The 15,959-nt window shown below is 50.2% G+C and carries 9 protein-coding genes and 2 pseudogenes; 6 read left to right on the top strand and 5 right to left on the bottom strand.

Annotated elements, in window-relative coordinates:
- Positions 1-484 precede the first annotated feature (484 nt).
- Positions 485-1,390 carry a sulfatase-like hydrolase/transferase gene (locus tag EGH21_RS23130; protein WP_220620772.1) on the bottom strand — a complete coding sequence of 302 codons (906 nt, stop codon included), beginning with the start codon at positions 1,388-1,390 and terminating at the stop codon, positions 485-487.
- Positions 1,391-2,318: 928 nt separating this feature from the next.
- Here EGH21_RS23130 and EGH21_RS23125 point away from each other — a divergent pair.
- Both EGH21_RS23125 and EGH21_RS23120 read left to right on the top strand, forming a co-directional pair.
- Complete coding sequence (locus EGH21_RS23125; protein WP_220620771.1) at positions 2,319-3,821, top strand: alkaline phosphatase family protein; 1,503 nt, start codon at positions 2,319-2,321, stop codon at positions 3,819-3,821.
- Positions 3,822-4,056: 235 nt separating this feature from the next.
- Positions 4,057-4,539: pseudogene (locus EGH21_RS23120) on the top strand (transposase); the annotation flags it as partial.
- Between the two features lie 195 nt (positions 4,540-4,734).
- On the opposite strand, the gene EGH21_RS23115 reads toward EGH21_RS23120, so the two are convergent.
- Positions 4,735-5,781: a glycosyltransferase family 4 protein gene (locus EGH21_RS23115; RefSeq protein ID WP_220620770.1), complete on the bottom strand. Its 1,047-nt coding sequence runs from the start codon at positions 5,779-5,781 to the stop codon at positions 4,735-4,737.
- Positions 5,782-5,907: 126 nt separating this feature from the next.
- On the opposite strand from EGH21_RS23115, the gene EGH21_RS24650 reads away from it, so the two are divergent.
- Both EGH21_RS24650 and EGH21_RS23105 read left to right on the top strand, forming a co-directional pair.
- On the top strand, positions 5,908-7,005 hold the full coding sequence (locus tag EGH21_RS24650) for a glycosyltransferase family 4 protein (protein WP_220620769.1): 1,098 nt from the start codon (positions 5,908-5,910) through the stop codon (positions 7,003-7,005).
- 56 nt (positions 7,006-7,061) lie between these two features.
- Complete coding sequence (locus EGH21_RS23105) at positions 7,062-8,159, top strand: glycosyltransferase (RefSeq protein WP_220620768.1); 1,098 nt, start codon at positions 7,062-7,064, stop codon at positions 8,157-8,159.
- Between the two features lie 176 nt (positions 8,160-8,335).
- Here the strand turns inward: EGH21_RS23105 and EGH21_RS23100 are convergent.
- The 3 genes and pseudogenes from EGH21_RS23100 to EGH21_RS24645 form a co-directional block, all read right to left on the bottom strand.
- Positions 8,336-8,563, bottom strand: a pseudogene (locus EGH21_RS23100) (hypothetical protein); the annotation flags it as partial.
- A gap of 305 nt (positions 8,564-8,868) precedes the next feature.
- The gene (locus EGH21_RS23095) at positions 8,869-10,071 is read right to left on the bottom strand and encodes a glycosyltransferase family 4 protein (protein ID WP_220620767.1); all 1,203 of its coding nucleotides are present in this window, start codon (positions 10,069-10,071) and stop codon (positions 8,869-8,871) included.
- Between the two features lie 200 nt (positions 10,072-10,271).
- On the bottom strand, positions 10,272-11,777 hold the full coding sequence (locus EGH21_RS24645) for a lipopolysaccharide biosynthesis protein (RefSeq protein ID WP_220620766.1): 1,506 nt from the start codon (positions 11,775-11,777) through the stop codon (positions 10,272-10,274).
- 362 nt (positions 11,778-12,139) lie between these two features.
- Between EGH21_RS24645 and EGH21_RS23085 the strand changes: the two genes are divergently transcribed.
- Together EGH21_RS23085 and EGH21_RS23080 are read left to right on the top strand one after the other, a co-directional pair.
- Positions 12,140-13,456 (top strand): hypothetical protein, encoded by a 1,317-nt coding sequence (locus EGH21_RS23085; protein WP_220620765.1) that lies wholly within the window; start codon positions 12,140-12,142, stop codon positions 13,454-13,456.
- Positions 13,449-15,716: a hypothetical protein gene (locus EGH21_RS23080; protein ID WP_220620764.1), complete on the top strand. Its 2,268-nt coding sequence runs from the start codon at positions 13,449-13,451 to the stop codon at positions 15,714-15,716. Before EGH21_RS23085 ends, EGH21_RS23080 begins: the two co-directional genes overlap by 8 nt.
- Positions 15,717-15,959: the final 243 nt, after the last annotated feature.

Genomic DNA, 15,959 nt, shown 5'->3' with positions numbered 1-15,959 from the left:
CCGCTGCGGCCGATTCCGACACGAACCGGCTTAGTGGGAACATATCGGGCACCGCTGGCGCGGTGCCCTTGCCCTCTTCGACTTTCAGCCACAGCTCTCGCTATCAACAATCTACTTCGCAAGAGCGAAATACGAATGTTTGATGGAATAGCTTTATAGGATATACTATCATGATGGATACAATCAAAAACAAGATACCACCTATAATTCTAGGTATCGATTCACTGGTACGGGGGCCCGGGTGCAATAGTTGTATAAAGAGAACCGATTCCTGCGTTAACGAATCTAGTGTTGTATTCTGGTGATGGCCGTTGAATCCACACCGATTACACCACCAATAATTCACCATAAGAAGAATGATATTTTGTTATGGTTTGTAACTTATGTCACTTGATGATGAAGTCTGGAAGTATTCTAGATCACGATTCAGTAGAGAGGTGAGCATCCAAACTCCGTGAACTCGACATACAGTAAATGTGTGTCGTCATCGATAACCTAAGGATTTTAGTTGTTTCTTTGTTATATCTGACACTTTCCTTGTAGATTGCATATTGTCCCATTGGTCTGGTAACTGGGCTAAAAGCTCTTCAACTGTTGAATCAGAAAGCTCAACGGATTCCTCTCCATTAGGGGATAACTTTGTTGTTAATGTAACGTCATCGGTTTCGGACCGTATTACCTTCTCCTCTCCCCGATAGACGGCCTTGCGTTCAACCCCATAGCGAGTACCCTCACAAATCACACTACGACTCTCCGGAATAGTTTTAAATAAAGAAATCCCTGGAGCATTCGGGTTTTCAATTGCTTGCTCTAATATTGTTGCAGGTATATCACGGAGGGTTGGCCAGCCACCATTTGGATTATTCTGAATATTATCCGGTCCCAAGATCGCTAGTGGAACTCTAGCAATAACATCAAACGGTGTTCCTCCGTGTCCTAAACAGTAGTTGGGTCTTGAATCAGTAAATGAACGATCTAATTCTTGATGCTCATATAATCCTTCTCCATGGTCTCCTGTGATAATTAGCAGAGTATCATCCTTGAATTCATTTATAATCTCACTTATTTGTTCTGAAATATAATCTAAGCCAGCACGATGTAACTGAAGCTTTTGTTCACGATAGTACTGGCAGTCAGGGTTCTCCTCATCGAAACTTGTGTTATATCTCCCGATATTTTGCAAACCCGGAACTGAAACATCTACGCCACGATTTTCCACATATTCCTCTGGGGGATTTACTGGTGCATGTAGGTCGCTCAAATGTAAATATGCGGCAGTTGATGAACGCCCCTTTCGCCACTTTCTATAATAATCTAGGACCTTTGATGCTTTTGCATCCTGGAAATATTGATGTTTCTGATACCAACCTTTAATTGCGAGAAATGGCATCGGAAATGCAGATACACAATAAGTATTGTATCCAACAGCTTCTAAATCTAATGGGAAGTGAGGGTATGAGTCGGTTTGCGAAGGTATCGAGTAGTCAGTTTGGTCAGGCTGTGTGTGCTACTGACCCATGGTCGCTCGGCCGAAGACCTGTATGAAGACTTGTGACAGAGGGAAATGTCCATGTCGAGGGAGCAATAGCGTGGGTGAAATCTATTGAAAGATCAGGGATTAGATCTGGACGAAGCGCATCAATTACGATAACAACAATATGATCTGGAGCATCCCTACGCTTGGTGACCGAAGTAGTTGGCCTATTGTGTTCAAGATTGGCTGAAACCGATTGGCATCTGTAATAAAATGGTGTGAGAAGGTCTTTTGCTTGTTCTGGAAGTATATCCCCGAGTTTCGAGATATAGCTGTGCATATTTACTGTACAGAGAGAGGGTACCTATGGAATAATAAACCCCCTGAATCATCAGCTCAACACATCAGTAATTACTTTGCCATCTCTCTAATCTTATTAATGGATGAGAATCTGTCGGTATTTCCTAACTGAGGATTCGAAAGCTGAATTGAATCGGCACAAGCGGCTGTGTTGAATCACTGGACAGCGTCGGAATAGGTCGCTAAATCGAAGGAGTTAAAATGGGCGACTTTAGTTGTCCATGACCCATATCTCCCGATTCACTGGAAAGATTGTCTCGATTGCTCAAAGAGTTGCTGGTGATGAGGACGAAGTTCGTCGTGGAACGATTGGGAGTACGCTGGATCAGCGTACTTTACCAGCCGAAGTTGGAGCAAGGCCTCCCACTTCTGAACCAGATATATTTCAATCAGAGCGACGCGTTAGCTCCGTGACAAACGGCGATTGGGAAGTACCGACTATCGAGTGTGCAATTATAAGTGAAGCCAACATCTGCTGTGGAGTATGGGACGTACTGTAATCCTCGGTCTCGACGGGTTTCATAACGATCTTCTGGATTTTACTCCGGCTATCAATGATCTATATGAGTCTTATCCGAGTGCACGATTAGAAAGTACAATACCCCCGGTAACTGCTCCTGCGTGGGCAGGATTCCAGACCGGAAAGAATCAGGGAAAGCACGGAATTTTTGATTTCGTTACATATTCAGAGAACTTTTCCGTCTCTTTGCTGGACGGACGGTCCCTTGATTCAGTTACATTCTATGAATTACTATCGGAGGAGGGATACACTTGCTATCTCCAGAACTTACCGTTTAGCTTACCGCCGCGAATTGAGGGGGACATCATGCCGTCTTGGCTAGATGGCGACGGGGTTTCACCTCAACCAGACGATTTGTGCGACCGGCTTGGCGTGGAGAAGCCACGATACCCGGAATTAGATGGGAGTGATACCGAGAACGTCGCGGAGATGCGTGATACGTTTCGACATAACAAAGATACGTTTTTATCTGTATTGAATCAGGAAGAACACGATTTCCTCTTCCACTTGGTGAGCGTTACTGACTGGCTACAGCACGCCGCCTACTTATCTCTTATCCAAAACCCTCAATCTGACGTAGCCAAACGGGCGAAAAAGCTCTTGGCCGATGTTGACGAGTATGTTGAACGAGTCTCGAACGACCTTGACGATACCGACGACCTCATACTGTTGAGCGACCACGGATTTCGGGTCTTCGACGACTACTTCTTCGTGAATGACTGGTTACAGGAGTCGGGGTATCTCAAACAGTCTCGACACGGAACTACCTTTGAAAATAAATCGAAGGAACTTGATGATACGGAAGAAATAAACGTCGGCGTATTCGGTCAGTTGATCCGACAAAGCCCGTTTCTGCTCCGTGCCGTGAAACCCGTAAAACGGGCGATAGAGAATTTATCCGGTAAGGAACTTAAAGCGGAACCTGGTATCGATCTCTCGGAGTCTGTCGCGTACTGTCGTTCGAAGGATGAGTGTGCTATCCGAGTGAATAATGACGTGGTTTCCGAGAGTGAAACGCTGAAAGAGGAAATACAACGAAGATTTGACGATGTAGAGGATATCGCCGCGTATCTCGACAGGGAAGTATACAGCGGCCCACACGTAGAGGCAGCTGGCGATGTTATACTTTCCTCTGCGAAGTACAAGATATCAAGAGGTCCGAGAGGCGAAGTCCACTCAGGCAACAGCGTCGCGCATCACGGACAGTATGGTATACTGGTCGGTGTCGGCCCATCGTTTCATGAAGCACCGTCCGACCCGCACCTTTTGGACGTTGCTCCGACCTTACTTCACCAGTTTTCGCTACCTGTTCCCGAAGACATTGACGGGCGGGTCCTGACGGAGTGGCTTGACGACAACACTGACGTTACGTATCGGTCTTCGAATGACACTTCGTACTCTTTTTTCTCGAAGGAGGCTACAGACGAAGGCGTCGAAGACCGCCTCGAAAACCTGGGCTATCTGTAGTGGATATCCTGACATTTCTACTTGGTCTTCACCAATCGAGTGGAGACACTTCAAAGACCTGTGGATTTATCTGTGAGTGGAATTAGCATATAGCTATGATTGATAACGTCTATATTTACGTGATGGATAGTTTACGTCATGATTTTCTCCTACAGCGGATGAAATCAAAGGGTATTGTCTTGAACAGTATCAGCCAGGCTTTATTTAGCGCACCATCGTTCGCAACGCTTCCTACACCTACCACATCTGGACAAAGAAGCTCCCCGTCTCCCAGCTGGGAGACGTGAAGCTAGCTATTGCCGAGAAAGAGACCGACGAAGACGAAGAGAACCCGGTCAAGTATCACACCACGAATAAGGTTGACGCACCGACTGAGCACGTGATTCGCTCCTACGGGATGCGATGGCGCATCGAGACGTTCTTCGAGGACTCGAAACAGGATCTCGACCTAGGAGACTGCGAGATGCAGACCGCCGAAGGTGCCAGTCGGCACTGGCACCTTCTCATGGCTGCCTACAGTCTCCTTCGTCTTGATCCTGAATCGAGCGCCTTGGGGACGGTTCGCTCGAAGGCGTCATCGCTTCGAGCGAACCTCGAACACTCCCTGAAAGAAGCCGTGTACAACCTCCTCTCGTGGGTTCGGGACAACGATGACCGGAGCGTCGATGACCTCATGGACGAGATCGACCACCTCTTCGTTCACTCAACCCCCGACTAACGTGCAAAGGTGAGTTCGTGAAGATAGAGAGATCTTCGACATAGGCATCAGCAGTTTTCCGTCTCATGTTCCTAGTTCTGACGGTCGAATCCGATGCAGTCCAGCGATTCATCAGAACCGTTATGAAGTATTTCCCCTCCAAAGATGACGGCACCTCTACTTACGGATTGCAGGAGCGACCCCGCACTTTCATCTTCAGGCATAGGGAGTTCTCGTTACTTGGCTAATTATCTCCAAAGTGTCCTCTGCGACTGCCCTCCACGTATGTTCCTGTGCCGCCTCGACACACGACTTCGGGTTCAACTCCGTCGCTCGGCGGACACCGTATTCCAAATCCTCTGTTACGATACCACAGGACTCGTCAAGGATCGCTGATGCGCCACATCTTTCGGTTGTGACTACTGGCGTTCCACACCCGAGCGACTCCAATACGATGTTCCCGAATGCTTCGAAGTTAGCCGGATGAATTGTCGCTATCGCCTCGCTGTACAGGCGGGCTAATTTCTTGGGGGAAACGCGGCCGAGTACCGTAGCGGTTGGCGTTTGCAAGTCCGAAGCTCCAGCAATTTTTATTTCGTAGGAGGACCGTTCGGCATAGTCCAAAACCTTCGAGATTCCTTTTCGCTCAGAACCACCGACGAAGAGAACGTACTCCTTTCTCTTTTCGCTTCGAGGATAGAAGATATCGGTGTCGATCCCGTTATGTACGACGTGGGTAGGGCACTCGATTTCGTAGTGCTCGTTCCACATCTCGTGACAGAGTTCACTCACAAATATCGCGCGATCCGTAGTGGCTAGTGACTGCTGTTCAACCCACCGTCTGACCGGGTCGAACATGGCGTCGAGAACGTTCACGGGGAAATCAGAATCAGGTTGGTATTTCCGCTCCTCACGCTCACAATCGTGGTACTTAGTAACGACTGGTATCTCGATCTCGAACGGAATCGGAGTGTGGGCCAACGCAACGTCGTACGCTGAAACATCAAAGTCCCTGAGGAAGTGCCGGAGTGCTATCGGAAATCGCGCGTGATGCCCGCGACGACTGCCGAATGGAACCGTGTGGATCTTGACGTTATCGGGGATGAGTTCCTGAGATATAGTCTCATTTTGCTTACAAGTTCCGCTGATTACGGTAACGTCATGACCCATCTCGCTGACTTCGCCGTAGAGGTGAGATAAGTGATAAGATATCCCACCGAGGATATGTGGTGGAAACTCTCGCGTAAGCACGAGTAGATCCATAGTGGCAATTAAGGTTCGCTTCTTATTAGCTCCCTGTATTAGTGTTCCTTTTTAACTTGGTTCAGAAAGCAGTCTATAAACCTTCGTCCGACCACATCTCTATCAGTTGAGTTCAAGTGATCTAAAATGCTCAGAGTAGGTATCAATGCACGAAGTCTGGCCAAACCTAATCCGACCGGTGTTAGTCGATATACGCGAGGTCTTCTCACTGCTCTCACTGCACGTAGCGATGAGATCGAGTACGTCGTTTTCGGTATTGACTCGCTACCGGACGAAATAGCAGCAAATGAACGTCCAGTGAAGCTCGCTGATTCTGCCCCGATTCATAGCGGTCCTCGGGCACACTACTGGGAGCAATTTGTCCTTCCGAGACGACTCTCTCGATATGATATCGATGTATTTCATACGCCTGGTGGGCAACCGCCCCTTCTAGCCCGCGAACCACTCGTCACGACTATTCACGATATTTCACCGATAACACACCCCGAGTGGTTTACTCGAAAGTATGTCGCTCTCTATCGAGCTTTGACTCCACTCGCTATCCGGGTATCCAACCAGATAATCACTGTTTCGGAGTTCACGGCCGACGAAGTTGCGTCGCGGTATCCATCCGCGATGAAGAAGACGACTCCTATCTACAACGGTGTGACTCAACCGCCTTCTGGAGGCTGTACACCCGACGAAGAGTTGACTTCTGAACAGTTCCTCCTCTTTGTTGGGTCGATAAATCCTCGGAAGAATCTGGACGGGCTACTGTGTTCGTACCGTCGCTACCGTGATCGAGTCACTAACCCCTTACCTCTCGTTCTAGTCGGACCGAGTCGTGACGTGTTCGCCTCAATTGGGTTATCCTCTAAAGAGGGGGTGCATGTGTTCGGGTTTGTTCCCGACAAGCAACTCGGTTGGTTGTATCGAAACGCCTCAGCACTCGTTTATCCTTCGCTCTACGAGGGGTTCGGTTTACCAATACTGGAGGCGATGAGCGTCAGAACGCCTGTTCTCACCTCTGACCGTGGAGCGATGGCAGAAGTAGCGGGCGACGCCGCCTATCTAGCCGACCCTTCTAATCCCAGCGAAGTCGCAACTGGTATAGAACGGATCGTCGGCGATGACCCTTTCACGCGTGACCTCGTTGAGGCCGGCAAGCGACGAGCCACGTTGTTCACTTGGGAGCACACAGCAGAACAGACAGTAAATACCTACGAACGTGCTGCCGACCAGTAAAGCGATTTAATTATAGTCCGGGAGTTCTTTCGAGTGGATAACCCCTTCGTAGACGAATGAATATACTCCAAGTTAACAAATTCTACTATCCGAAAGTCGGTGGGATCGAGCACGTCGTCCAAAATATTGCTGAAGGACTTTCTGATCAGCATACGACACGTGTCCTATCTGCACGGCCCAAAGGGTGGGGGCGTAGTGAACAACATAATGGAGTTGATGTGAGAAAGACATCAAGTATCGGAGTTGCAATGTCAGTTCCACTTGCACCAACGTTTCCCATACATCTTCGAACCTCCGCTCAAAATACCGATATCATTCATCATCATCTCCCGAACCCTCTCTCAACGGTTTCACAACTGACTGCCGGAACTGGCGACTCAGCAGTTATTGCGACTTACCATAGCGATATTGTTCGACAGGCGACTGCCCTCAAGATATATAAACCCGTCCTTCAACAGTTCCTTAGTAGAGTTGACCGAATTCTCGTTACATCGAAACCTCTGCTTGAGAATTCTTCAATTCTTGAACCCTACAAAAAGAAGTGTGATATTGTACCGCTTTCCATTGATCTTGACGTAATCGATGCCGAAGATCCACCACCTCTCGATATAGACACTACTGACCCGATCATCCTATTTGTTGGCAGACTAAATTACTACAAAGGCGTGGAGCATCTCATTGACGCAATGGATAGTATAGAGGCGACGTTACTTGTCGCTGGAGATGGTGAACGCCGCTCAGTGCTAAAACGACGCGCACGTAACCGTGGTGTCAATAACCGAATCCAGTTCGTCGGATACGTTTCTGATCAAAAGCTCGCAAGTCTCTACCGTGCTGCTGATCTCTTTGTCCTCCCCTCTGTAGAACCGAGTGAAGCATTCGGAATTGTTCAGCTTGAAGCGATGGCACGAGAACTACCGGTTGTGAATACCTCGCTTCCAACAGGGGTGCCTTGGGTGAGCCAAGATGGTCAAACAGGACTCACGGTTCCCCCACGCAACGCTGAAGCACTAGCTGATGCAGTAAATACACTTCTTGAGGATGATGCTCGTCGTCGCAGCTATGGTGAACAAGCTCGAAAACGCGTTGAACGACTGTTCACCCGTGGCAGAATGCTCAAGAAGATACAAGAAGTCTACGAAGAAGTGGGCTAATGATGACTTGTTATGCTTTCATGGCCATCCCAGTACCTCACAAAGCGTCACCCGCTAATATGATCTGAGTCTTCGGTTTTGTCCTGACGAGTCCTCGTAGCGGTTGAACTATGCTGAGCGAGGACGGAACTGTCGCTGTCGGCGGTGGTCAGCCGCCGACGCGACAACGTTGCCACTCATGTCGCAGGCGTACTCAGATGATGGTTACCGCCGGAACAGGTGTCAGTTGGTCGGTTCGCGGGGACGGCCCTTGCGGTGCGGCGGGCCGTCCACGCAGCCCGCCGAACCATATTGACGAACTCCTTGAACGGCCACCACCAGAGGCGACGCCCGCCTCGGCGGGGCGTCGCCACGTATTCGTAGTGCAGATACCGCCAAACGTTCTGTAACAGTGGATTCAGTACCTCACAAAGCTCGCAAGTTGAAGGAGTCCGCTTGCTGAGTTTGTCCAAGCAAGCAAAGCAAGCGGACTGATGACCACTTCGATAGCTTTGAAAGGATTCATCTTGTGTCAGCAGCGTTGATTTGCATGGGTTGTCGCTCCAGACAGCTTCTGGGTCGATGCTAATACACTGATCCGGTTCTCATGCTGAAACAGGCAAATACGCAGAGACTGGTACGTGAACATACTGAATTCGTCATAAAAAGCGTTTGCAAAGCTGGTCGTACAATACACTATGGGGGGTGGGGAATCGTAGCCGGGTTATATTCAATTTGACTGTAAAGACTCAAATACCTCGATTAGCATATCAACAGATTTGCATATATTAAATTTATTGTGAACGGTTTCCCGCCCGTTCTCTGCTATGTCTTCCCTCTTTTCGGGATTATCAAGTAATTCTTGGATTGCAGATGCTATCTTATCTGATTCTTTTTCCGATACCAGAAGCCCGTCATGACCGTCTGTGATGAGTTCCGGGATAGCAGAGACAGTAGTCGAGACACATGCTGTTTCTGACGCCATCGCTTCCTTGAGAACGACCGGCATAGCGTCCCGATCACCATCTTCGGCAATAACGCAAGGCAGTACGAAGACGGACGCTTCACTCAGTTCTTTCTGAAGCCGTTCATCGGAGATGTGGCCCAAGAATTTGACGTGATCTCCAATACCGTACTCTTTCACCTGTTGCTGTAACCAATCCTTCCTATCGCCGGTTCCAACAATGTGATATTCGACATTGTATCCCTGCTTGATGAGATTATCCACCGCCTCAATACCGTATGGATAGCCTTTCTTTTCAACTAGCCGAGCAACAGTTAACAGCCGGTTCTCGACGGTTGGGGCAGAGGGTTCAAACTTCTCAACTTGCGTCGTCGCCGGAACAACTGTTATATTGTTCTCAATCCCAATCTCTTTCCGTAGATAGTCTCGATTGTATTCAGATGGAACAATCACGTGATCCATACTGTCACAGATGTACCTTATCTGGGGAACATTTGGAGAGCAGAATATCTCGGATGCATGGGCGGTAACAGTACACGGAATACCGTGATGTCGTGCAGCGAGCATCGCTCCGATTCTAGTGGAACTCGCAAAGTGAGCATTAACGACGCTGACGCCGAAATCAAGTGATTCGATGAACTCAGAACATTGCTTACCTAAGAGCAAGTTGTGGCCGATCCGTTTTAGTGAGAAATGCTTGAAAAATCCATTTGTTGTATCGCTTAGAGCCATCTGAGCGGGTTTCTTGGACAGTAATCGTGGGAAATCCGTGTAAGAGTCATCTGCGTAGTAGATGGGAACCTCTATGTCTTGATATTCTTCGTGAGTAATGTTTTCTCCAGGATCGTTCAGGGCGAAGATTGCAATATTATGTCCTCGGTTGTAGAGCTCGTTGATTTCGTTTAGAATGAAACTCTCAGATAACTTTGGAAACGAGCCTACATAGTACAGAATTCCTAACCGTTGCATAACACTATGTCTCATATGTCCTCACTAAATATAATCGGTTGATCAATGACAGGGATGTCAAGCTTAGTATGAAAGAAGCTGTCGAGCAAGGGTGAGTAAAGAAACAAAAACAAAGTGAGTTCTCAGATTCTTGTGATGACAACGCATCCAACATACAAGTGATTGTCTAGTATTATGGGTTAGTTTAAACTAATATCTGCTTAAATTTCCTGCTTAACTATGGCATATAGTTGCATAAGTCCCGACCCAAATATATGTTCAAATATAACCATTAAAACAAAATAAACTATGATACCTGAGATAATTAGGAATATAAGATTCAAAATATTTGTTCCTGTGAGGACGTAGGCGTCTAGCGCTACAACACTGCCAGCCATAACGACGCTACTTGCAAATGGGTACGCGATCAGTTTGAGCAACTCAATAGCTTGCCCTTGAGTGATCGACAAAACATAGTAGAGATGAATTGGAAGTGGTATAAATGAACTCATCACAATGGCAGAGGCGACACCGGTAAGGCCAAACCACTCTGCGGCAGGATAAATTATAATTACTATAATGATGACTTTGAGCGCCTGAATCCGTGTTTCAATGTCTGGTCGTCCTGTCGATTTATAAACAGATCCGACATTTGCTCCGAACGCACGAATTCCACTCCAGACCGCTAGGACCTGCATCACTGGTATCGCTGATTGCCATTGATCACCAAGGACTACAGGAACAAACTGAGGAGCGACAGCAGCAATGCCAGCTGCCATCGGAAAAGCCACTGTTGTTGATAGCTGAACAGCCCTATGGAATCCCTCACGAAGTTTCGCGGTATTATTCTGAACCTTCGACAGTGCCGGAAACGCCACGCGTGAAATAACGTGTGTGATCTCAGTGGCAGGGGCATTCGAGAATCGATATGACAACTGGTAGACTCCCAGCGAACTCGCCGTAAAGAACCAGCCAACGAACGCATCGTCCCCCTGTCCGTAGAGGAAAACGAGGATTGCCGATACAAGTAACCACTTTCCAAAGCCAAACATTTCCTTTCCATACGCGAGGTTAAACTCAAGATTGGGACGGTATTCGTGAATACCGTAGGAGATCACAAACTTCACGAAATTCATCGCTACAATGCCAGCCACGAGAGCCCAAACGCTACGCAAGAAGAGTGCGATAACGACAGCGACGGTGAGATCCACCAATCGACCACCGACTTGATATACGAACTCCTTGTGGAAGTTGAGATTCTTCTGGAAGTACATTATCGCCGGGTTCTGTAAACTCAAAATCAATGGGGAAATGCCAACGACACGGATAATCGGCTCTGCTTGCGGTTCGCCGAAAAACACCGCGAGGTATGGGGCTGCGAGAAACGCGACGACCGCGATTCCGAACCCACGGATAATCTTCATTACCCAAGCGGTGTTGAGGTAGGCGTCTACGTCGTCGTCTTCGTGCTGTATCAACGCCTCATCAAACCCGAGCTTCGAGAACTGCCGGAGTGCCGCAATCGCTAGCAGCGCGATTCCAAGAAGGCCGAATGCTGCCGGTGAAAGCAATCGAGCGAGAATGACGACCTTCAGAAGCTGCAAGATACGGTCCGCGACGTTGATTCCAGCCACCCAGATACCGCTCTGTATGGCTTGTTCCGCTGTTGACCCGTCCGCAGTAAGACGCTCATAAATATTCCTAAGTAGTTTAACCACTGATATCACAGCGTTCTTCGCTCGTTAGCAAATAAGTCTCGCTTCTATCTGGATCTAAAATCACGGGCGGTCAGTCTCTAAAAGTGGCGAGGAGGACGTAGGAGGCTGTATGACGGAGTCAATGGCACATGATAATGCACGCTCTTTTCTTGACACCCTCTTGATCCGCATCGGTGAAGCAAGATCGCCCTGTGTCAATGCGTTCCGACAGACCATCGAATCGCTCCCGTTGATCATTAGCGCTAATGGCTCGACGTGCTTGCCGAGACTACGAACGAGTGAGGGATATCCTTCTTTGCGGCTGCGACCAGTTATATACTGATTCTTGCTCCAGACTGACCTTTAACTTTGACCGGAGGTTTAGTTACAGCATGTCAAGCAACTCTGAAGCTCAGTCAGAAGGAGGTGATCAGGGAGACCAGCCGGAACTCACGGACTTTGTCGAGAGGGCTTGCCCAGTCTGTTGTCGTGTATATGAAAAGAACGGTGCCGCATGCCACCCATCTCATATTGTCAAGTTCGAACGTCGGCTCGCTGCCCAGAACTGGTTACTCACTGCACAGCGACCACCCGAGACGCCACCGGGCCGATCTCCCGTCGTCGGAAGTGACCACGTCTCATTCGAAGCCACGTACTTGGCGATCAGGTCACTCATTCAATCTGAATCAGATCGGCTTGACGCATACGTCTCGGATACACCATACCAGATCCAGGGACAGAAGTGGATCGCGTCGGTTTACCGTCAGTACCTGTCCGAGACAGATGAGTTAGTTCCGGGAGTGTTGGCAGGTATCCGGGGCAGCGAGAACCGGATTACACGAAGAGGTGCTGAAGTCACTCCAGCGAGAGTGTTCGCTCACCTCGTGTTCCTCGATCAGTACGGACTGCTCCCACGATACGATCCTCTCGTTCGAGGCGGAGGAAGGGGTCTCAGCGAGATCTGTGCGGAGTACTTCGACGTACGACCAGCTGAGCTGGAGTCCAAGTGGATAGTGAAGCGGCGTGTTGACCGTTCCAAGGTCTACAGTACGACACCGGAGTTCCGGCAGGAATGGGACGTAGAGTTAGTGAACGAGCAGTCAACCCGGGCTTCCCATCCGCATTCAGAGTGCAAGCCCTTCGATGGGACAGCCGTACTCGGGGATCACCGTGACCACAACCTGGTGACTCGAAGAGCGAAAGCAGAACTGCTCGGATTACCGGACGTGAACTGGGCGCTCGCACCGCACATCATCTACGCTCGCGCTGACTACGACGTCTCTGACGATTCCTCATCCAGGCTGCCAGTACTCGGATTCGACTTCGCCGGGTTCGAATACACGGTAGATGGACAGCGGTTGCGATACCTGGGCATCGTCACCGATTGGGACGAGGATCCATTCGAGGTCTACTTACAGATCGTCCAACTCGGCAAGACAGCAGCTACCGGGGTCGTCGTCCTTCCGAATCGGGAGCAGATCTACGACTTCCTGCATTTCCTGAAAACCGCAGAACTGATCCAAGATCTCGGTGTTCTCCCAGACGAACGAGATGAGTACTCGTCGGTCCCGAACGTCCAAGCGTTACACGAACAGATCGTCAGTGACGTTCAACTCCTCGATGGGATCGCGTTGCTCCCCCGCCGGAAATTCCTGGATGAAGGATTCGACACCCTGGACGACCTGGTCGCCGTTCCGACCTATGCTTGATCTGAACGCTTCTGACGCCCACGTGGCACGAGCGGTGGTGTTGCCACTGGACTGCTCCCGGAAGCAGCTGAAGCACTTGCTGACTCTGTCTGGCGAGTCCGAGACGCCATTTGGGGAGCGACTCGATGAGTACTGCGTCGAGGCATTGAAGGGAACGGGTAGCCCTGATGATCCGCCGGTCGTGGAGTTCATCCACGAGATCGCCACGTTTGCAGCGCTGGCTGCTGTCCGCGTCGAATTCGCGGATCCGCTTCCAGGAACGCATCATTACGAACAGTTCCCCGAGCACAGTTCGGAGCGCCGGATGATGACACGCCCCCTGCGGAAGCATCCCGGCCTCTCCCGATTCACACGCGATATTCGAGACCACTACGTCTACAACGTCCTCTACGCGTTCCAGAATCTGCTACCGGAGGCCCTGCAACGGGAAATCGTTGCTGTGCTCTTCGCACCAGACGCAGAGTGGAAGGCATCTACATCGAAACGACCGGCGCGAACCTACTACTTTGAGAACGAATCGTTGAGTACTCTCCACTCTCGATACGCGAGTCGGGTTACCCAGTGTGAGGGTGGATACGAACTGCCGTTCACCGAGGTGACTGCGCGGACGTTCATCGAGCCTGTTGATGGCCGGATGTATCTCCCATCACCCGATCTTGACGATCTCCCGCCGTTCTCCAGACGAGGTGATACTCTCTCTATCCCTACGGAAGTGGTGTGCGTCCGTCTCGCCAACTATGCCTGGCACGGTTGGTATCGATTAGTGAGTCTCGCCTATCAGACCCTTTCAGACAGCGACATCCAACGCTACGTCGAGATAACCCCTCACGTCAGGGAGACGATTCGAGACCACTTGGATATGCGGAGGCCAAATCGCTCTTTCGTCCCGTATTACGGTTCAGCCTCTCAGAATCCACTCGTAGACCCGAATTCGAGGGACACAATATCCCGACCGGACAAACGCCTGGTTACGGTCGCAGATACCCTTCGGGCGAGTTCTACCCTTGACTTCGGGGAACCCATCCTGCTCCCGGAGTTGTTCGACGAGATCTGCGAGTTCTTTCCCTCCCCTGCCAGGCCCAGCAACGATGTCACCGCCAAACAAACACTCGAAAACGCACTAGAGGGCGCAATCGATGACCGGTTCGGCACCGCTGAGATGATCGCCTCTTACGAGATACCCGAACCGGTCCCCACTCCGTTCGTCTCACGAATAAAAACGAGCCCGTGGAAGCAGTACCGGTACGAACTTGCTATGTTGACTCGGGAATCGCTCACTATCCCCGGTTCCCGGCACATCTCACCGTTCCTTCCCGAGTCGTTGCAACCCAGTACGTCGTCGGAGTACGCAGCATCGAAACAGCACACCGAGCAGGCAGCGGTGTCGATGCCGAGATACGACGCTACCCGAGTGATGTCCGTCCAACCGCTCGTCGATCCGTCCGAAATCGAGGAATTGTCCGCCCATGAAATCCTGTTCCTTACGCGGGTCGGCTTAGCGATGGAGCGACGAATCGGGACGTATTCACTGACTGAGAGTATGGCGTCGTTCCGGGACACACCAGACGGATCGGAACTCGATATCGACGTGGCACAGCTCGACGAACGCGGCTACCTCACACGACCCAAGACGCCACGGACGTACTATTCTGTTCCCTGGAAGGTTCGCAAACGACTCGGCATTCCAAACATCAGCCACGACGGATGGGGAGAGCGTGCACCCTCCGAAGGAACCCTACACCGGGTTGGGATAGATCTTCTTTCGCTCCTCGTCGCCTCCCGACCCGACGTTGACCGAGTTGTCCGGTACTGCGATATCTGGCGACTCCAGTCTACGGCTTGTTGGGACGCGATTTCGCATTTGGAGAAGAAGCGTCTCGACGTCGTCGGGTTCTCCCAGGGAGACCCGACCGTCATCGGTGAGGTCGAAACAAAAACGGGGGGTAAAGCAGGGACGCAGGGGACGATGGAGAAACTTCACTCGTTTCCGGATCAGGTGGATCGATACTTCGTTGTACCGAATGGAAAACATCTTCCCGCGATTCTGTCACGGCTCTCAGAGACAGAACACTTCGACGTTGAGGTTAGCAGACGCAAGAAGGATGGATACCGACCTGCAGAGGTGCGTGGAGCACTCGCTGACTCCGGGGCTATCGGCCAGGTCTTCGATGAGCTCCTCACATACCGTAACATCCGGAGTCGGTTACCTGACAAGAGCGGGGTTAGTGAATACTCGGGGTGTATCGTCGGCGCAATTTGACGAGAAACATCACTTATCAAATATGTGCTTAGCAGATTTAGCGATTTACAGACTTCGCGGAGAACCGTTCTTAGCAGGTTTACCGGCCACTTACGCGGCATTAGTGAATTAGGGATTTAGAATGGTATTTGGGGCTTCTAAACGCTTGTTAGCACATACTTCCGAGCAGAAGGCTAATCACACTGGGGAGAGTGCTCTGACGCACCCTGAAAAGGAATCAGCGGCGATAAGATGTTCTAAAGA

This window comes from Haloarcula rubra, assembly GCF_019599465.1.
In the GTDB taxonomy this organism is placed as follows: Archaea; Halobacteriota; Halobacteria; order Halobacteriales; family Haloarculaceae; genus Haloarcula; species Haloarcula rubra.
This window is presented reverse-complemented; position numbering and strand designations above follow the sequence as displayed.